The organism is Shouchella tritolerans, assembly GCF_025770735.1.
Taxonomy (GTDB): domain Bacteria; phylum Bacillota; class Bacilli; order Bacillales; family Bacillaceae_D; genus Shouchella; species Shouchella tritolerans.
Genome location: NZ_JAODPB010000003.1, coordinates 298,018 through 316,524, shown reverse-complemented (window position 1 = coordinate 316,524; position 18,507 = coordinate 298,018). Strand labels below are relative to the sequence as shown.

Here is an 18,507-nt window from a genome sequence, read left to right as displayed (position 1 = left end):
TCCTCTCTGACGAGTTGCCTTCATTATAAGAAAGAAACCGCCTCATTGCTTAACGCTATTTTGATGAGAATTGCAATAATTTTTACTTCTATTTTTCATCCCTCGCAGCAAAACGAACATGATCGAATTAGGTAATAAGGATTCTTTAAAGACATGGTTCTTTTCCTCTTTCTCTTACATTTGCAATTCCACTTATTTGTATTACAATTAAATCATAAGATAAAGAATACTTTTGGCAGAATGGTGGGACAACAATGCCTGACAATAAACTTGATTTGATTGGAAGCCGTGTCAGCCGGCAGACATTAGCGCAACAGGTAGAGGAAAAAATTGTCGACTTGTTGATTACAAACAAGTTGAAGCCGGGAGACAAATTGCCTCCAGAGATGGAATTGATTTCGATGCTTGGCGTCAGCCGCCCAGTGCTGCGTGAAGCGATGAGTTCACTTGAATCATTAGGAATTGTGAAGCGGAAAACACGGGACGGAACTTATTTTACAGAAAAAATTAGCAGCAAGCCGTTTTCGACAATGCTTTCCCTTGTAAGCGACAATATTGAAGCGATTATTGAAGCCCGTACTTCGCTAGAGTTAGGGCTTGTCGTTTTTGCCGCTAAAAAAATATCGGCACACGACTTGGAGCGGTTGCAAATGACGATTCAGGCGATAAAGGAAAGTGTGGACGATGATTATGGCGAGCATGACTTGCTGTTTCACCGTATTATTGCCCAAAGTGTCGACAACCCGATTTTGCAAGGGATGGTCGATTCGCTTTTGCTAACCCATGCAAAAGTAAATGTGCAAATTAAACACAGGGAACGGGATAAGACGGTTTCGCACCATCAAGCTATTTACGATGCTCTTGCCAATCGCGATGGGCAAGCTGCCTTTCGGGCAATGCATGAGCACTTAATGTTTGTTCGCAACAAGGTCCTTGACCCGAACCAGTAGCAAAGATAGAGACGTGCCCCAAAAAGGCACGTTTTTTTGTGTGATTTTCAAATTTAAATTGACTAACCATTTTATTTGTCTTACAATAAAACAAAATTATTTAAAAGGAGTTGATCGGTACGATGCAAACAACTAAGCTGACTGGCATTCTCGGCTTCCCTGTTTCGCCCTTTGATAAAAATGGAGCGCTTGACGAAAACGCGCTCCACCGCAATATTACGTTTTTAATTGAAGAAGGCCTGGAAGCGATCTTTGTGGCCTGTGGAGCGGGGGAATTCCATGCCCTTAGCAAAGCGGAGTATGGGGCAATGTTGGATGTTGCCGTAGATGCGACTAAAAACCGTGTTCCCCTCTATACAGGAGTTGGTGGAAATATCCAGGACGCCCTTTCCTTCGCACGGCTTTCAGAAGAAAAAGGTGCCGACGGTTATTTAATCCTGCCTCCCTACTTGATTAGTGGCGAACAAAGCGGACTACGCGCCTATTTGTCAACGATTATTGAATCAACTTCCCTTCACGCAATTGTATACCAGCGTGATAACGCTATATTAGAAGGGGACACACTTGAATCGCTGCTCGTCTACCCACAGTTAGTAGGATTAAAAGATGGTATCGGCAATATGGAGCAAAACATTGAATTCACTCAGCGATTTGGCGAGCGGTTGCTATGGCTTAACGGCATGCCGATGGCAGAATTAACGATGCCTGCTTATTGGCCCATTGGCTTCCACTCGTATTCGTCGGCCATTTCCAATTACATTCCACACATTTCCAGAAGTTATTTTGAAGCTTTAAAACGTGGTGATCATCAGGCTGTTCGCAACCTTTACAATGACGTCCTTCTACCAATTAATGCGATCCGCCGCCAGAAAAAAGGCTATGCGGTTTCATTAATTAAAGCCGGGATGGAGATCGTTGGCTTGCCTGTTCAAGAGCATGTCCGCGCTCCGCTTGCCCCTGTCGAAAAAAGCCATTACAAGCAGCTCGCGCAGATTTTAGAAAACGCTCACAAAAAATACCCACGCAACCAAATTTCGCTATAACCCATAAGAAAAGGAGTCTTATTTATGGATGCACATAATTTTATTAACGGCCAATGGGTGCCTGCTGCGGATGGTCACACAGCAAAGAGCATCAATCCTGGCAATTTAAACGACACCGTCGGCACGTATCAAGATTCGACTGAAGCAGATGTAGAACAGGCAGTGCAAGCGGCACAGGCAGGAGCGAAGCCGTGGCGCAAGGTAAGCGGTGCACAACGGGGAGCTTTTCTCTATAAAACCGCCGATATTATGGAAAAACGCCTTGACGATATTGCCGAGACTGCGGCACGGGAAATGGGCAAGACATTGGCAGAAACAAAAGGCGAAACGCTGCGCGGCATTGCGATTCTCCGCTATTATGCAGGAGAAGGGCTGCGCAAGAACGGCGATGTCATTCCTGCAAGCGATCCAAAAGCGCTTATGTATACAACCCGTGTACCTCTTGGCGTCGTAGCGGTGATTACGCCATGGAATTTTCCGATTGCGATTCCTCTTTGGAAAACGGCTCCTGCTCTCATTTACGGAAATACTGTCGTCCTAAAGCCCGCCTCAGAAACGGCAGTAACGTGTGCAAAAGTGGTTGCATGCTTTGAAGCGGCTGGGTTGCCCCCTGGCGTCCTAAATCTTATTACAGGCTCAGGGGGAAAGGTTGGCCAAAGCCTTGTCGAACATCATGGGGTAAACGCGATTACGTTTACCGGTTCGAACCCGACAGGCAAGAAGATCGGCCAAACAGCCTTTGCCAGGGGAGCGAAGTACCAGCTCGAAATGGGGGGCAAGAACCCTGTTATTGTGGCCGCCGACGCTGACATTGAACAAGCAGTAGACGCGACATTAAGCGGAGCGTTTAAGTCAACTGGCCAAAAGTGTACGGCGACAAGCCGTGTGTTTGTTGACCGTGCTGTTTATTCCACCTTTAAAAAGTTGCTTTTAGAAAAGACAAAAGAAATTGTAGTAGGTGACAGCCTTAATGCAAAAACGTGGATGGGACCACTTGCCTCTAAAAATCAGCTAGCCAATTGCCTTGCCTACATTGATAAAGGTCTGAGTGAAAAGGCGACGCTGTTAACTGGCGGGCATGCCATCTATCAAGAAAAAGGTTATTTTATCGAGCCGACCATTTTTGAATGCCAAGACCATCGTTCCTCTATCGCCCAAGAAGAAATTTTCGGGCCTGTTCTAGCTTTATTTGAAGTAAACGGCATCGAAGAAGCGCTGCGTTTGGCCAATGATGTACCGTATGGGTTAAGTGCTTCGATTTTTACAAAAGATATAACCCGTATGCTTGCCTTTATTGAAGAGATGGACGCTGGCCTCATTCGGGTCAATGCAGAAAGCGCAGGAGTGGAACTGCAAGCCCCGTTTGGCGGGATGAAACAATCAAGCTCCCATTCCCGCGAACAGGGAGAAGCAGCAAAAGAGTTTTTTACAGCGGTCAAAACCGTTTTTGTGAAAGCATAACAAGCAACACGCAGGAGGCATCTCCTGCAGTCTAATATGTAATCGCTTACAAGAGAGGGAGGAACCGGATTGCTCAAACGATACCATTCCGATGTTTATGCAAGCATCGCATTGCAATGTTTAGCGGTGCTCATGTTTGTCGCTTCCTTGCGAATGGAGACATTGACGATTTTATCGATTGGCGTTGGTTCACGCTTTTTGCCGCTGTTGATGGCTGTTTTCATTTTTCTGCTTTGCACGCTTCTTTTACTTAGCGGGCTTAAGAAACAGACAGCGCCAACCAGTGAGACAGCATCTGCTGTTGACGTGCCAAACGTGGATGCCGAACAGCCACAGCAAAAATCAGGCAACGAAACGACAACGGTTATCGCAACAAGCTTATTGTTGATTGGTTATGTTGCGGCGCTGCCGGTACTCGGCTTTATTTTTGCCTCGACATTGTACATGGCTGTGCAATCGATACTGATGACAAATTGGCATAAAAAACGCTTTCTTGTAGTTGTTTTGCCGATCTCGTTCGCAGTCTCATTACTACTGTATTATGTTTTTCGGGCAGGCTTCAACTTAATGTTGCCAATTGGCCTATTTGGTTAACAAATGAAAGGAGGTTTGTCTATGCTTGAACTGATCCAAAGTGGTTTTCTCAGCATCTTTAACATAGAAACAATGGTGATTGTTTTTATTGGCGTCGCTTTAGGGCTTATGTTTGGCGCCATTCCTGGTTTGACGGCTGTTATGGCAATCGCCATTTGCTTGCCGATTACATTTGGAATGACACCTGTCAATGGCTTGTCCTTGTTAATGGGGCTATACATTGGGGGCGTTTCCGGGGGCTTTATCCCATCCGTCCTACTAAACATCCCCGGCACTCCTGCAAGCATCGCCTCAACATTTGACGGCTATCCAATGGCACAAAAAGGCGAAGCTGGCAGAGCCTTTGCGCTAACGATCGTTTTTTCGTTTTTAGCAGGCTTGCTTAGCCTATTGTTATTGATCTTTATTTCTCCTGTCTTGGCCAGTGTAGCCATTCAGCTTTCGCCGTTTGAGTATTTTGCAATTACTGTTTTTGCGCTGACGATGATTACATCCCTTTCAGACGGTTCTATGTTAAAGGGCCTCATTGCAGGTATGCTCGGTATAAGCCTTGCTACAATAGGCTTTGCACCGATTGACTCTTATCCACGTTTCACATTTGGCTTGTCCGAACTTGAGGCTGGCTTTAACGTTCTTCCAGTGCTAATTGGTTTATTTGCCATCACGGAAATTTTAAAAACGTCGTCTGAACGTGGACAAATTAACACAAAAGGTACCCAATCCGCTTACCACTTAAAAGACCTAGGTTTAAGCTTCAGTGATTTTTTCAAGCAAAAATGGAATTGGCTTCGCTCTACCATTATTGGCGTCACCGTTGGCATTCTGCCAGGGCTTGGCGGATCGGCAGCCAACATCATCTCTTATGTAACCGCTAAAAATCAGTCAAAGCATCCAGAAACGTTTGGAAAAGGGGAACCTGCCGGCGTTGTTGCTGCTGAATCTTCGAATAATGCCGCCATTGGTGGGGCGCTCGTGCCCCTTCTATCAATTGGCATTCCTGGCGATGGCGTAACGGCGCTTTTACTTGGTGGGTTAATGCTCCACGGCTTAAACCCTGGCCCACTTTTGTTTGAGCAAAATGGTGAAGTGATGTACGGAATTTTCGCTGCGCTCCTTTTAGCTAATGTTTTTATGGCCCTTTTGCTTATTATTGGGATGCGCTTCTTTATCCGCGTCCTTCATGTACCGCGACATGTGCTGTTGCCCATCATCGTCGTCCTTTGCGTCATTGGCGCATTCGGCGTAAACAACCGGCTGTTTGATGCGCTCGTTCTTGTACTATGCGGTGTCGTTGGTTACATGTTCACTAAATTAAAGTTTCCGGTTATGCCCATTGTGCTCGGTTTTATTCTTGGGCCGATTTTAGAAACCAATTTGCGTCGTGGACTGATGCATTCCAATGGCGACTTTCTTCCATTTGTCACGTCACCGATTGCCGCTGCCTTTCTATTGCTTGCCGCTGGTTCGTTTTTAATGGCAATCCGCAAAAATCGAAAGCGTTCAGCAACTGTTCAATAAAGGAGGAATGGCCCGTGAAAACGCATACCCTTTGTCCTATTCTTTTGGCTTCAGCCCTAGCCCTGTTGCTCTCAGGCTGCACAACGGTCGGCTTTCATGCGCCGACGTTTGGCTCTGAAAATAAAGTACCATCTACCGATCAAATTGACGCCTATCCGAACCGCCCGATTGAAATTATTGTGCCGACTGGGGCCGGCGGGGACACAGATTTAGGAGCACGGCTTCTTGGCCGTTATTTAGGTGAAGAAATGGATACATCGTTTGTTGTCACAAACATTGCCGGCGCAGGGGGAAGCATGGGCTCCAGGGAAGTGCTCGAAGCCGATCCAGACGGCTATAAAGTCTTGTTTTTCCACAACAACTTGCTCATCAATAAGCTATACGGCTTGTCAACTTTTAACCACAACGATTTTAAGATTGCCGGCATTGCTCTAATGGATCACGGCGACACGTTTATTGTTCATGGGGATGCCCCTTACCAAACAGCAAATGAATTAGCACAAGCTTCAATCGAACAACCTGGCGAACTTTCATTTGCAACAGAGGTCGGCGGCTATACACACTTGCAAATGATGGCTTTTGAGGAAGCGACAGGAGCGGACTTAAAGCCAATTGATGTCGGTGGCGCGTCTGACAAACTCGTAGCCCTTTTAGGCGGCCAAGTTGACATTGTTCCAATTGCCTATGGGGTAACAGCCGATTATATTGAAAATGGCGATTTCGCCTCTGTCGGCGTCCTCTCATCTGAACAACATGCTCTATATGACAACACGCCTACTTTTTTAGAGCAAGGCATTGATGTAGAGTTTGAGAAATTTTTCTTCTTTGCTTTTCCGCAAGAAACGCCCGATGCGATTGTCGCCCGCTTTTCTGAAGCACTAAAAGAAGTCGTAGAAAACAATGAAGCATACCGTGAGCAGGCTGAATCGTATTACACCATCCCGACCTATATCGCCCCTGAAGAGGCGACACGGTATATGGACGACGTGAGTCATTCCTATGAGCGCTTAATTGAACGTCTAGAAACACAAACGGACTAGAAAGGGCTATCCCATTAGGCCAGTTACTTAGCCTAATGGGATAGCCCCTTTAAATTTTTGCTCACCATTTTGTCCCTGTCACTTCATTCAAGGCATTAAGCAATGCTTTTATGTAGCCAATTGAATAGGCAAAGCCAATGCTTCCATAACTCCACCCAATATTAGAGTGGGCCCAATTGGCGTTTAAGTCTGGGCTGTCTCCTTCTAAAACGGGAACATGATCAGGATTAAGGCAGCCATCATAGCCGACTTTTTTTAATTCGAGCAACAGTTTAAACATGTTCATATCGCCATCATCGAGGAGTGCCTCTTCAAATGCCCCTGCCGTTGGCAACGCGCCGCGCACATTGCGGAAATGAATCAAAAACAAGCGCCCTTTTCTGCCGTAATGATTAATTTCATCGACAACAAGGGAACTGCCCCCCTCTTCCGCACGTGTTCCCATACAATAAATGTAACCGACTTGCTTGCTCGGGAACTCGTCTATAATCCGCCTGTAACCCAGCCCGCCAAAAGGTGTTCCTTGCAGCGGCGAATCAGACGGATGCATTCCCAACTTAATGCCTGCCTCTTCCACCGCCGGGACTAGCTTTCCATACGCATAAAGAAAGCGCTCCCACCATTGCTCATGCGCTTCTAAAGTCGGCGCTTCATAAGGCGTTTGGCTAAAAACAAGGCTTTCGCCTCTCGCCAATGCCCCGCCCCGTTGCCTTGCTTTGTAACTTTGAGTCAAATGATTAAACGTATCTCCGGCAAACCGTTGGCGAACAATCGGTATTCCAGCTTCAGCAAATACGTTGATGGCCGCCACCGAATGATCGACTTCCTTCTCACTTTCTTCAGCTCCTGCCATAAAATCTGCCGATAAATCAGGAAGCGTTACCCGGTTAATGTCGAGCCCAAAGGAACGAATTCGCCGTTTCAACCGAAGCAACGCATCCAAATCAGGATAGCCTTGCTCCTTTACTCCAGGGAAGCTTGAACCACTGCCAAAATCAATACAATCTACGCCCAATTGTGTCATTTGCTTTAAGTCGCCATCTGACAAATCACACGTTGTTGTCGTAACCGATACCCTCATTCCTGATCCCCCTAAATTTTTGATAAATTAATTGTAAGACAAATATACATTTCAGTCAATTACATTTTCAGCTATACAAAAAAACACCCTGAGCACAATCAGCGTGTTTTTAATCAATGTCTTTTATTCATGAAGCATACGCCTATAATGAAGGGAGACGCGTTGCTTCGAGATATTCTCCAAGTAGTTCTCAGCTAATTCCGTCGCTTGTCTTGCTTCAGAAGAAACAAGTTCAATTCGCATCACCATATCCCTTGTTAATTCTTTTTCCTTCTCCTCAAGGGCATCAATAAACGCGCCGCTGCTTGCGCCTAAGCTGGCTCGCAGCGATTGGCCCAAAGCCGCTTGAATCACATAAAGCTGCTTAAGGGACAGCTCAAGCTGAAGTCGCTTCCACACATAGCTTGGCGGTTCTTTAAATTGGTGTGTAATCACAACCGCTCCTGTATCATCAGGAATCATCACTCGTCCTCCTTCCCATTACCCCGAAAGTGTAAAAATCGCGGCAACGTTATGTTCTTCATCAAAAATATCTTCGATCCCTTCACGCATCTTTTCAAGGAAGGTGCGCTGCTTTTCCAATTGCTCCACCAAAGCCGCTTCCCACACCGGCCCTTCAGGCAATGTGATTCCGCCGATTTGGTCATGCACGACAATCCGCTCAATGCGGCTGCCTGCTGGCGCATGGCTTTTATTTAACAAGTGCTGATAGGCCTTAGGGTTGCCTTCCATATCATCAAACGCTTGGACAAGCGCCTTTTTTCGGGTTTCGACATCCTCTACGACCTCATGCTCATACAGGCGCACAAACGCTTGCACTTTTTCCTGTTGCTGCTCAACAATGGATAGGCCGTTGTAATACGCTTCGACAGTGGCACTTAAATTAACACGGATTTCCTCGCCTCCGTGTTGTGTGCTCACTATCATTTGATTGTTGTAGTACGAGACCCCGTTTTCTTCATTTAGCGCGTTCAACAATTCATGGATGCTGTGGCTATGGCCGATTTCACTCATGACTTCCTGCAATTCCTTTTCTAAAGCCTGCCAATGGCCATACAACTTTTCGCCATGTTCGATCAACAGCAGCAAAAAAGCCACGTCACTTCCTAATAATCCACTTCCTCCATCTTGCATTAAATACGGATATTCTTTATATACATCTTCAAGATGCTTATAATCATGAAGGGCTTGCAGCGATTCCGTCAATCCATTCAATTCTTTGACAATGATGTCTTTCGAAGCCTCATCAATGTAGCCAGCCTCGACCAAATACCCGAACACCTCTTCAGCCGAATCGTTTAAGCCTTGAACTGTCTCTATGATCGGTCCTACGTTCCGCTGGAATTGTTTAATATGGTCAAACTCTGTCAATGCCTTGCTTAACAAATCAAAGGCCTGTGGAACCTTCGCCCCTACTTGCCCTAGAGCAAGGGAACGAGCCATTTCTCCCCGCATAAAGGCAGGATACTCTGACAAATCAATCGTTTCCGACTCCAGCAACTTTTGAAAATCAGCCTGCAACTCGCTCACATCATCAAACACCGTCCGCTTGAGACCCGTCATTTCTTCTAACACACCGAGGGCACCATCTACTCCATTATCCACATACGCATCAGCCGCTGGCATAAAAATCGCTTGCCACTTGGCGATTTCCTCATCTGGCAGATTGGCAAAAAGCGGCGACAGTCCTGCATAATTTTTGTTCGTTACAATCCCCTCTTTCGCTTCTATCGGAACAGTCACAAACCCTCTCGTATTTTCCATCAACGCATAAAGGGGGTCATTGCTCGAACGGAGCTGGTGGATGGAACTGGTATCGATTTTTTCTTCTATGTACTCGACGGCAAACTGTTCGAGTTCATGAGGGGGGAGGGTGTAGATGGCGTTTTTGTCTTTTAAAGGAAGATCAAATTGATTGTTTACTTTTCTTGCGAAAAATTCATCTGCAGTATAAAGCTGATAAGCATTAATTTGCGCGCCATTAACCCCGTAAATCTTATTAAAACTCTGGTTTAGAACTTGAGCAGTTAAATTATTATTATTCGCGAGCGAGTGACCTAGACCGACCGTTAACATCTCTTCATCGCTTATATTAAACTCCTTTTTCGCTTCATCAACAAAAGTGTCGACGTCGATTGCCTGCGATGCGTCTTTTCCTTGGAACAACCCAATCGCATTGTATAGCCAATCACCGGGATCATTAGAGCCTTGTGATATTACGTAAAGCTGATTGATGCTTTTCTCCTCGTTTTCAAAATAAATTGCTGTACCATCATAATCCGATTCCAATTCGTCACTTTCATTTGAAGTGTAAACTTTCATGTCTGCTGGAAGCTCTTCTCCCATTTCTTCAATGTAAATTCGCCGCACTTCTTTTTCAAATGCCTCTTTAGACATACCCTGTTTCATTTTGTATTCCAACTGAGTAATACGAAGCCATACTTCGTCTTTTATTAATAGCTCGTCATTCGCCATCCGTCTCGCCTCCATCACTACGGGTTCCTGAAAACTGAATCGACTTTACCCACTGGAGTATATATGCTTCTTCCTCTGCCAAATCCATTTGACAACTTTCAGACTTTTCATCAACACAAGAAGAGATATAAAGAAATTCCATTGCTTGAGGCGCTTCTTGGGATGATACTTTGTAACCCATGAAAATATAGCTTTGATAACCTTCAATGTCCTCTATCGTATACCCATAGTATGTAAAACCATGTTCATCTTCAGCTTCTTTCCACTCTTCCTCATAATCCCAGCGTCCCCTTAAGTTATCCAAAAGCCGTTCTGGTTTTTTAGCATTTCCACCATAGTTATATTGAAATCCAACTAAATACCCTCTGTTTTCTTCTTCACTTTCATAAGCAAACCTCAATTTTTCATAGTGGTCTCCATCAACACCAGACGCATTGTCCATAAGCACGGCCTCTTCTGGAAACCAAATCGTAAAGGCGCCGATTTTTGAGCGCATTAAATAATACCCATCCGCTACTGGCTCGGTCGACACCATCATTTCTCGGGAATACTCATTTTGAAACGCATCAATTTGCGGCAAGTCTGCCGGGTCCATTTCCGCTGGCGTTTTTTCTGTTTCTTCTTCTGGTGAGTTACCCATTTGGCCACATCCTCCTAACATCATGGCAATGACAACTGCCAGCAATGTCTTGCTTTTGTCCATTCTGCTCGACTCCTTAGGCCTCACTACCGCTTTTTTATCATTCTTAACATAAATATGAAAATAATGACACTGACATAAGCCTTGTGAGGTTAGACCTAGAGTTGTTACTTGAAAGCACTTAGAAAAGGGGAAATGCTTCTAGACTCTGCTCTCTTGTTGGTTGTCTTTTATTAATAGTTCGTCATTCGCCATTCGTCTCGCCTCCGTCGCCACGAGTACCTGAAAACTGAATCGACTTCACCCACTCAAGAGCAAACTCTTTTTCCTTTTCTAAATGAATCTCACATCCTTTATCTTGTTTGTTTACGCAGCTTACATCGTACACAAATTCTATGATCTGGGGGGCTTGTTTTGTAGAAACTTTATATCCTATTACAACATATTCATTTTGAGACATTTCTTTTGCCTCGTAAAATATCGTGCTCTCATCTTCTTGAATCTCATTCCATTCCTCTTCGTAATTCCACCTCCACCTTAAATTATCTAAAATGCGTTCAGGTTTTTTTACATTTCCCCCATATTGATATTGAAAATTTCCTGTATATCCCCGATTTTCATTTTTATTTTCATAGGAAATTCTAAGCTTTTCATAATGGTCTCCATCAACACCAGAAACATTGTCCATAAACACGGCCTCTTCTGGAAACCAAATCGTAAAGGCGCCAATTTTTGAGCGCATTAAATAATACCCGTCCGCTACTGGCTCGGGCGACACCATCATTTCTCGGGAATACTCATTTTGAAACGCATCCATTTGCGGCAAGTCTGCCGGGTCCATTTCCGCTGGTGTTTTTTCCTGTTCTTCTTCTGGTGAGCTACCTATTTGGCCACATCCTCCTAACATCATGGCAATGACAACTGCCAGCAATGCCTTGCTTTTGTCCATTCTGCTCGACTCCTTAGGCCTCACTACCCGTTTTTTCATCATTCTTAACATAAATATGAAAATAATGACACTGATATAAGACTTGTGAGGTTTGAACTAGCTGGATGTTCTCAATGGAAATCAACTGTGTTAAACTTTTTTCACCGGAATTTTCCGAATGATGAACAACAGGGGGAAATTGTCTATGAGAGATAGAAGTTCGGTGGTCATAATAAAAGATGAGAAAGTCGTTTTAATTCAAAGAATTAGAGATGATGCTATGTATTATGTTTTCCCTGGTGGTGGAATAGAGCAAGGTGAAACACCAGAAGCCGGTGCCAAAAGAGAAGCATTAGAGGAATTAGGAGTCGACGTAAAAATTAATGAGTGCATTTCAAAAATTGAATTCAACGGAACTCAATATTTTTTTCTGTCTGAAATTATTTCTGGAACTTTAGGAACTGGACAAGGGGATGAATACATAGACAAAAATAAAGATAGCGGAACGTACTTGCCAATGTGGGTAGATATAGAAAGTTTATCATTGATTGATGTTAGACCCAGTAAAGTTGCTTTAAAAGTTCAATCCCTATTCAATTAACGCATCTCCAAAAAAATCAACACTCTATATAATCGATAGGAAACGTAGTAAGATGCCTCATTCTCATTGCACTGTATGTCTATTTGTTGTGTTTTTGGCCGTGTGAGTCACAATTTTTCCTTACAAATATGAATGGTGTATTCGGTTGATTCTGTTAAGTCTTTCTGCCCCTTCTGGATTCTCAAATTTAAGGCTTTGTGAAAATAACTTATAGCTAGATCGTAATTTTCTTGGTCAAATAAATTTTTGACATAATGTTGATAAACAAAATCTAGTATACCCCGACATTCGTCACATATTTCGGCTTCTTCCATGAGTTTCTTAAACATTTGATTAGACGTATGAAAGTCTTTCTGTCATTGATATGTGTGAGCCAAACGTAGTTTATTAACAAACAAGCGATTGTCATTATTTGTCCTTTCATATGCTTGAATCGCTAACTTTAGATACTTTATACTTTCTTCCAATTCTTCAACAATCCGCAAATAAACGCCAATTAATCCATAGATTTTTGCTACTTCCCTTTTATCGTTCTGGAATATTGGTATTTGTTTTTTTAGAAATTCGATGCCTTTCATCATTTCAGCTTTTGACACAGGAATTTCTCGTAAATTTTCATCAAAATAAACCTCTAAATTAAATGGGATAGCAGACATGTCCATCCTATTATTTCTTCCACCTTTCAAAGGATCAAATTTTATTAAAACAAACCTGTGGGGGCTTGTTTTGTAGAAACTTTATATCCTATTACAACAAATTCATTTTGCGCCATTTCTTTTGCCCCATAAAAAATCATGCTCTCATCTTCTTGAATCTCATTCCATTCCTCTTCGTAATCCCATCTCCACCTTAGATTATCTAAGAAGCGCTCAGGTTTTTTTGCATTTCCCCCGTATTGGTAGTGAAAATTCCCTGTATATCCGCAATGAACGCATAAGCCTCGGAACACGTCTATAACGACCGCCTTTGTCTACGATTCATCGACTTATTTTTGAAGAACACCATGGGAAATATCTGTTCTGCAGCTAAAAGTTTACGTTTTTTCGATCGAAATGATTGATAAGCGCTTTTCTACCATAAAAAAAGAAAGGCCAACGTATCCGCCTTTCTTTAAGTCGTTTTAAAAAGCCCATAGAAATATTATTCTGTTTTATAGTAAGCCAAATCGTCATTCATTTGCTGGTTTAAAGCTGTTAGTTTTTCGGCCGCAGTTGCGATCGTTTCTAAGGCTGTTCCTTGCTCGTCAAAGGAGGCTGTGATTTCTTCAACAGATGCGGCTGTCTCTTCTGCTACACTTAACGCTTGTTCTATCGAGACAGCCATCGTTTTCGCTTGGCCTGTAATATTTTCTATTTCATTCTCAATGATGTAAATCGCGCCGCTCGTCTTTTGAATAGAAGCTTCGATCCCAGTGAATACTTCTGCTGTTTGTTTGACTGCTTCGTTTAATTCGTCTGAGTAACTGCCCGTTTGTCCGATTAGCATGATGATTTGCTCCATCTCTTGTTCAATTCCAGAGATCACCTCTTTTATTTCAGCCGTACGTGTATTCGCTTGTTTCGCAAGCTTGCGCACTTCTCCAGCAACGACGGCAAAGCCATTGCCATGTTCTCCTGCCTGGGCTGCTTCAATGCTTGCGTTTAAAGCTAAAAGATTCGTCTGCTCGGCGATGCCATTAATCACTTGCGTCACCCGAGAAATGTCTTGGATTTTTCCATATAATTTTGTAATACCGATGCTAATGTCTTCTGACGCTTGGTGGGAATTAGAATGGGACTGTTCCAAATGGGAGACCATTTCCCTTCCTTTTACAGAAGCAATGGAAGACTCAACCGATGTTTCAACCACTTTTTGCTTTTGCTCGTTGATTGATTGAATCGACTGGTTCAATTCCCCGACTTGCTCATTCGTTTTTTCCAGTTGGATGGCTTGATCTTGCGTACCTGATCCGATTTCATTAACAGCTAAAAGCATCTCCTGGGCAGTCGCTGATGTCTCTTCTGCTACTGCTGACAAATCCGAGGCCCGGTCGAGGACATTGATGCCAGATTGCTGCAAATCAGCAACCAATTTTCTCAACTGGGTCGTCATTTTATTGAATGACCGACCTAGCCGGCCAATCTCGTCATTGGACTCTGGCAAATTTGAATAAGAAATGTCACCGTCGGCAATTGCAGCTGCCGCAGTCGCCACTGTTTCCAGCGTTTGCACTCTTTTGCGGATAAGCAAATAAGCGACAAGCAATGCAGCAATGGAGACGACGGCTGTTAATGCCGTTATATAATAGCCAAGCTCTTGAATGTCACTATAAAATTCGCTTTCAGTTGCCGTCATACCAATATGCCAGCCCCATGGTTCGAAGTATGTCATGTAGCTGATTTTTTTGATTTGTGCACCGTCTTCGACGCGATTATAAAACGTAAACCGATCTTCTACATGTTCCTTTCTAGCACTTTCGACAAAATGTTCCCGATTTGTCGTGTCTTCCGGAATTTCGCCGATCTCATTAGTGGGGTGAAGTTGGGTTGCGTAATCATCTGTATACGCTACCATATATCCATCTGATTTATAAGAAAACAGCGATTTGGAATGCTCATATCCGTTTTCTGTTTTAGGTCCAGAAATTAGCAAACGTGCCCGTTCCTGCCCTTCTTCTAGCGACATCGTGCCATTTTCGATATCCTCTTGTATGGCGGTTAATAGAGGCAGCGCTGCATCAACAGTATGTTTCATATCAAGCATGCCGGCGTCAATCAGCTGATTTTTCGCTAACGTATACGTAGTAGCGCCAATTACTAAACTTGTCATTAACACGCATGCTACAAGCAACGCTGTTAACTTAACTAAGATTCTATTCCTAAATCTTTTCATGCACATCCCTCCCCCTTTTTGTATCGGTTAAAAAGTGACAGGGATGAAGCATGGAACGCAACCCCGTATTGCCGTTTCAAATGGGGGGGCACGTTTCCCTTCCGCGCAAACACGGTTTATAAACAGCCTATTCGATTCATCCAAAATCAACGATCGAAATGTTTAAGAGGAAAACTGAATTTCTCAATAACCTGTTTTGGCTTTATCACCAACCAGATAGCACACCAGTAAGCAAAGCAAATATTGCCATCCATAGTGTCGTTAAAAAGGCCCATTTGAACATAAACCGTTGATGGTCGCCTAATTCTACTTGCGCGAGGCCAATCAACAAAAACGTTGACGCCGTCAGCGGACTGAGGGGGAAGCCGACTGTCATTTGTCCAAGTACGGACGCTTGAGCAATTTCAATTCCAGGCACGCCATACATTTCTGCCGATTGGGCAAGAATCGGCATGACGCCATAATAATAGGCATCAGGATTAAAAACGAGGCTAAGGGGCATGCTGGCAATGGCAACGACAATTGGCAGCGAACCACCAATTTGTTCCGGCACAAGGTTGACGAGCGCTACCGCCATTGCCTCGATCATCCCTGTTCCTGTAAGGATACCTGTGAAAATTCCAGCTGCAAAAATAATCGATAACACTGGCACCATTCCTGACGCTTGCAGCTGGATTTGTTGCATTTGCTCTTTTGGATTCGGATAATTTATTAGCAGCCCAAGCACAAAGGCAATAATAAAGACAACAGGCAGCGGCAACCATTGCATAACTAATGTCGTTAACGTCAAGGCGGTCAACAGCACATTGGGAATAAACAGCTTCGGGCGTTTCATTTTCAATTGCTCTTCTGTTTGATCACTGCTCATTGAATATTCGATTGATTGGACACCAAGGCGTTTTCGCTCTTTTTTTCCAATCCAGTAAGCGACGAATAAAAGCCATAGGAATCCCACCACCATTGAAGGCAATAGTGGGATAAATATCTCGCCAGGATCAATGCCAAGCGCACTGCCGGCGCGGGCAGTCGGCCCTCCCCACGGCATAATATTCATGAATCCAGCGCCAAGGCCAACAATTCCTGCCAAGACGATCCTGCTCATACCGAGCCGATCATAAAGAGGCAACAAGGCTGGAATGACAATCAAAAATGTTGATGCTCCCGAGCCATCAAGTTGGGCAAGCATAGCAAATATCAGTGTACCGACTACTACTTTTAAGGGATCGCCTTTTACTGCTTTTAAAATCTGCGCAAGAATCGGATCAAACATCCCCGCATTGTTCATGACACCGAAATAAAGGATTGCAAAACCTAACATAACGCCAGTTGGGGCTACAAGCTGAACGCCTTCCAGCATGTGCTCGCCTAGCTCAAGGCCAAACCCACCAATGATGCCAAAAACGATTGGAATTAACACGAGTGCAACAATAACCGATAACCTTTTCGAAACAATTGAATATAAAAACACCACGATCGTCAAAAAACCAAGTAATGCCAGCAAATGAAACCCCTCCTAATTTAAGCGCTTTCAAAATAAATGAGCATTAGCGCTACCCGCTCGTTTATAACCAAACTTCCATTTCAAGAAGATGCCAAGAGAGTGATTTTCCATGTACATCAAAATCAAGGGCAGCCGCTACGCCGCCTGGACGAGTGCCATGAAGGACAAAATGAAGGGCGGCCAATTGAGGAAGCTCATAACGGTCAACACTGCCAGAGGCTAGTCGGCAAAAATGTTGTTTCACCGCTGCTGCCGTTATTTGTTGTCTCACACTTTCGTAAAATCGTTCATCGTATAGAAATAGGCTGATCGTTGTCTGTTCGCCTTTGTCGCCTGCCCGGGCATGGGCAACTTTATATAAAGGTGTAGTCATGCCATTACCTCCGTTACGAACACATTTGTCTTAACCATGTTTCGTGGAATCGATGCCGAATAAGCAGAAACGACACGTTTTGCCTGTGATCGAACGCCCCCTGGACCGCCTGGGCCGTTTAGCCACAATGCTTCCACTTCCTCACCAACACGTTCAGCTTGCCGACGGTCCCTCGCTCTAGCAGCTACACGGAGAAGGACTTCATATGGGCGAACCGACGGCTCATTCTGAAAAAGCCCATTCACCCCAAGCAATTCATGTTTAACCTCTTTCTGGTCAAACCCTGCACTTGTTAATCGCGCCAATACGATTTCAGCAGCGAGATGGGCCCGTTCAACTGCACCGTAGCCTCCATAGGCAATCATGCCTTCACCAATGTAGCCTTGGTTCACGCCAATTGTCGCTTTTAGTTGAGCGGGTCGCTCACGGCCGCTTCCCCCGTTCACTGCAATCTGGTTGGCAGCAACCTCCTTAAAAAATACAGACGAAAAATCTGCGGTAACGTCGGGCGTCATATAGGCAGTTGGGTCCATTACTTCATATAATAGTTGCTCTTTACATGTTTGTAGCGTCACCGCTCCACCGCTTCCTGGCGTTTTCGAAATGATGCCAGTACCATCAGCATAAACATCAGCAAATGGCATTCCGAGTCGATGCAACTCTGGCACCTGCTTTTTACACCCATCAGCAAAATAACCGCCACTTACTTGGGCGCCGCACTCTAGCAAGTGGGCAAGCACCGTTCCCGCACCGAGCAAATGCCAATCTGAAAACTTCCAGCCAAACTCATAGACCATTGGCGCCAAAAATAATGAAGGGTCTGCGACACGCCCAGTTAGAATAACATCGGCGCCTTGCGCCAAAGCAGGTAAGATCGCGTCAACACCTAAATAAGCGTCAGCGGAAATAACATCGTCACCGAATGTGGATAGAGGCTTGCCCGTTTCCCATAAAGGAGGGTCGGCTTGCTTTGCTTGTTCAAGCACATCGGCACCAATGACTGTCGCGACTTTCAGCTTTGAAAGACCGAGAGAAGAAGCAATTTCTGCCGTTTTCTTTGCAGCACTTTCTGGATTAGCTGCCCCTAAATTCGTAATGACCGTTACCCCTTTGTCTTTGCATAACGGCAATAAAGCTGTCATGCGTTCTTCTAAAAACTGGCCATAGCCTTTTTCACGGTCTAGCATTTTTTCTAAGTAGGCAAGAGCCGTTGTCCGCTCTGCGAGCCCTTCCAGGACAAGATAATTTAAATTTCCGCGCTTCACCAAATCCACTGCAGCATCAATTCTGTCGCCGCCGTAGCCAGCGCCAGTACCAATACGTATTGATTTCATACTCTCCCTACTTTCTGCATCTTTGCTATGTCTATTTGAATGCAATCATTGTGCCAACTGTTAAAACGCTAACTTTACAGGCTATAAATGCTCCATT

The 18,507-nt window shown here is 44.4% G+C and carries 18 protein-coding genes; 7 read left to right on the top strand and 11 right to left on the bottom strand.

The window, feature by feature from the left end; all coding sequences use genetic code 11:
* The first annotated feature begins 254 nt into the window (after positions 1-254).
* From N6H06_RS11935 to N6H06_RS11910, 6 genes are all read left to right on the top strand, one after another.
* On the top strand, positions 255-950 hold the full coding sequence (locus tag N6H06_RS11935) for a FadR/GntR family transcriptional regulator (protein ID WP_062748602.1): 696 nt from the start codon (positions 255-257) through the stop codon (positions 948-950).
* A 122-nt stretch (positions 951-1,072) separates the two neighbouring features.
* The gene (gene kdgD / locus N6H06_RS11930) at positions 1,073-1,993 is read left to right on the top strand and encodes a 5-dehydro-4-deoxyglucarate dehydratase (protein WP_213029140.1); all 921 of its coding nucleotides are present in this window, start codon (positions 1,073-1,075) and stop codon (positions 1,991-1,993) included.
* 24 nt (positions 1,994-2,017) lie between these two features.
* Positions 2,018-3,454 carry an alpha-ketoglutaric semialdehyde dehydrogenase GucD gene (gene gucD / locus N6H06_RS11925; RefSeq protein WP_213029139.1) on the top strand — a complete coding sequence of 479 codons (1,437 nt, stop codon included), beginning with the start codon at positions 2,018-2,020 and terminating at the stop codon, positions 3,452-3,454.
* Between the two features lie 69 nt (positions 3,455-3,523).
* Positions 3,524-4,048, top strand: coding sequence for a tripartite tricarboxylate transporter TctB family protein (locus tag N6H06_RS11920; RefSeq protein ID WP_263706771.1), 525 nt, complete (start codon positions 3,524-3,526; stop codon positions 4,046-4,048).
* A gap of 21 nt (positions 4,049-4,069) precedes the next feature.
* A complete protein-coding gene (locus N6H06_RS11915; RefSeq protein WP_263706769.1) occupies positions 4,070-5,566 on the top strand; it encodes a tripartite tricarboxylate transporter permease in 1,497 nt (498 codons plus the stop codon).
* Positions 5,567-5,580: 14 nt separating this feature from the next.
* Positions 5,581-6,606, top strand: coding sequence for a tripartite tricarboxylate transporter substrate binding protein (locus N6H06_RS11910; protein WP_263706768.1), 1,026 nt, complete (start codon positions 5,581-5,583; stop codon positions 6,604-6,606).
* Between the two features lie 61 nt (positions 6,607-6,667).
* Here the strand turns inward: N6H06_RS11910 and N6H06_RS11905 are convergent, their stop codons facing one another.
* The 5 genes from N6H06_RS11905 to N6H06_RS11885 all read right to left on the bottom strand — a co-directional run bounded on the left by N6H06_RS11905 (position 6,668) and on the right by N6H06_RS11885 (position 11,751).
* Positions 6,668-7,687 (bottom strand): mannonate dehydratase, encoded by a 1,020-nt coding sequence (locus N6H06_RS11905; RefSeq protein WP_263706766.1) that lies wholly within the window; start codon positions 7,685-7,687, stop codon positions 6,668-6,670.
* A gap of 123 nt (positions 7,688-7,810) precedes the next feature.
* Positions 7,811-8,149 (bottom strand): hypothetical protein, encoded by a 339-nt coding sequence (locus N6H06_RS11900; protein ID WP_263706765.1) that lies wholly within the window; start codon positions 8,147-8,149, stop codon positions 7,811-7,813.
* 18 nt (positions 8,150-8,167) lie between these two features.
* Entirely contained in the window at positions 8,168-10,162 is a 1,995-nt protein-coding gene (locus N6H06_RS11895; RefSeq protein ID WP_263706763.1) for a DUF6792 domain-containing protein, read from the bottom strand.
* A complete protein-coding gene (locus N6H06_RS11890; protein ID WP_263706761.1) occupies positions 10,152-10,865 on the bottom strand; it encodes a hypothetical protein in 714 nt (237 codons plus the stop codon). Before N6H06_RS11890 ends, N6H06_RS11895 begins: the two co-directional genes overlap by 11 nt.
* 181 nt (positions 10,866-11,046) lie before the next feature.
* The gene (locus N6H06_RS11885; RefSeq protein ID WP_263706758.1) at positions 11,047-11,751 is read right to left on the bottom strand and encodes a hypothetical protein; all 705 of its coding nucleotides are present in this window, start codon (positions 11,749-11,751) and stop codon (positions 11,047-11,049) included.
* A gap of 184 nt (positions 11,752-11,935) precedes the next feature.
* Here N6H06_RS11885 and N6H06_RS11880 point away from each other — a divergent pair, with 184 nt between their 5' ends.
* Positions 11,936-12,331: an NUDIX hydrolase gene (locus N6H06_RS11880; RefSeq protein WP_263706756.1), complete on the top strand. Its 396-nt coding sequence runs from the start codon at positions 11,936-11,938 to the stop codon at positions 12,329-12,331.
* Positions 12,332-12,687: 356 nt separating this feature from the next.
* On the opposite strand, the gene N6H06_RS11875 is transcribed toward N6H06_RS11880, so the two are convergent.
* The 6 genes from N6H06_RS11875 to N6H06_RS11850 all read right to left on the bottom strand — a co-directional run bounded on the left by N6H06_RS11875 (position 12,688) and on the right by N6H06_RS11850 (position 18,410).
* The gene (locus N6H06_RS11875; RefSeq protein WP_263706755.1) at positions 12,688-12,993 is read right to left on the bottom strand and encodes a hypothetical protein; all 306 of its coding nucleotides are present in this window, start codon (positions 12,991-12,993) and stop codon (positions 12,688-12,690) included.
* Between the two features lie 38 nt (positions 12,994-13,031).
* Positions 13,032-13,280 carry a hypothetical protein gene (locus tag N6H06_RS11870; RefSeq protein ID WP_263706754.1) on the bottom strand — a complete coding sequence of 83 codons (249 nt, stop codon included), beginning with the start codon at positions 13,278-13,280 and terminating at the stop codon, positions 13,032-13,034.
* 191 nt (positions 13,281-13,471) lie between these two features.
* Positions 13,472-15,202 (bottom strand): methyl-accepting chemotaxis protein, encoded by a 1,731-nt coding sequence (locus tag N6H06_RS11865; RefSeq protein WP_263706752.1) that lies wholly within the window; start codon positions 15,200-15,202, stop codon positions 13,472-13,474.
* A 205-nt stretch (positions 15,203-15,407) separates the two neighbouring features.
* Positions 15,408-16,703, bottom strand: coding sequence for a CitMHS family transporter (locus tag N6H06_RS11860; RefSeq protein ID WP_263706751.1), 1,296 nt, complete (start codon positions 16,701-16,703; stop codon positions 15,408-15,410).
* 61 nt (positions 16,704-16,764) lie between these two features.
* Complete coding sequence (locus N6H06_RS11855) at positions 16,765-17,076, bottom strand: AtuA-related protein (RefSeq protein ID WP_213029130.1); 312 nt, start codon at positions 17,074-17,076, stop codon at positions 16,765-16,767.
* A complete protein-coding gene (locus tag N6H06_RS11850) occupies positions 17,073-18,410 on the bottom strand; it encodes an acyclic terpene utilization AtuA family protein (RefSeq protein ID WP_263706748.1) in 1,338 nt (445 codons plus the stop codon). The genes N6H06_RS11855 and N6H06_RS11850 overlap by 4 nt, the downstream gene beginning before the upstream one ends.
* Positions 18,411-18,507: the final 97 nt, after the last annotated feature.

Excerpts from the sequence above, each read along its gene's own strand:
- N6H06_RS11935 (WP_062748602.1), top strand. The coding sequence starts at position 255 with ATGCCTGACAATAAACTTGATTTGATTGGAAGCCGTGTCAGCCGGCAG.
- kdgD (WP_213029140.1), top strand. The coding sequence starts at position 1,073 with ATGCAAACAACTAAGCTGACTGGCATTCTCGGCTTCCCTGTTTCGCCC.
- gucD (WP_213029139.1), top strand. The coding sequence starts at position 2,018 with ATGGATGCACATAATTTTATTAACGGCCAATGGGTGCCTGCTGCGGAT.
- N6H06_RS11915 (WP_263706769.1), top strand. The coding sequence starts at position 4,070 with ATGCTTGAACTGATCCAAAGTGGTTTTCTCAGCATCTTTAACATAGAA.
- N6H06_RS11905 (WP_263706766.1), bottom strand. The coding sequence starts at position 7,687 with ATGAGGGTATCGGTTACGACAACAACGTGTGATTTGTCAGATGGCGAC.
- N6H06_RS11900 (WP_263706765.1), bottom strand. The coding sequence starts at position 8,149 with ATGATTCCTGATGATACAGGAGCGGTTGTGATTACACACCAATTTAAA.
- N6H06_RS11895 (WP_263706763.1), bottom strand. The coding sequence starts at position 10,162 with ATGGCGAATGACGAGCTATTAATAAAAGACGAAGTATGGCTTCGTATT.
- N6H06_RS11890 (WP_263706761.1), bottom strand. The coding sequence starts at position 10,865 with ATGGACAAAAGCAAGACATTGCTGGCAGTTGTCATTGCCATGATGTTA.
- N6H06_RS11885 (WP_263706758.1), bottom strand. The coding sequence starts at position 11,751 with ATGGACAAAAGCAAGGCATTGCTGGCAGTTGTCATTGCCATGATGTTA.
- N6H06_RS11880 (WP_263706756.1), top strand. The coding sequence starts at position 11,936 with ATGAGAGATAGAAGTTCGGTGGTCATAATAAAAGATGAGAAAGTCGTT.
- N6H06_RS11875 (WP_263706755.1), bottom strand. The coding sequence starts at position 12,993 with ATGGACATGTCTGCTATCCCATTTAATTTAGAGGTTTATTTTGATGAA.
- N6H06_RS11865 (WP_263706752.1), bottom strand. The coding sequence starts at position 15,202 with ATGAAAAGATTTAGGAATAGAATCTTAGTTAAGTTAACAGCGTTGCTT.
- N6H06_RS11855 (WP_213029130.1), bottom strand. The coding sequence starts at position 17,076 with ATGACTACACCTTTATATAAAGTTGCCCATGCCCGGGCAGGCGACAAA.
- N6H06_RS11850 (WP_263706748.1), bottom strand. The coding sequence starts at position 18,410 with ATGAAATCAATACGTATTGGTACTGGCGCTGGCTACGGCGGCGACAGA.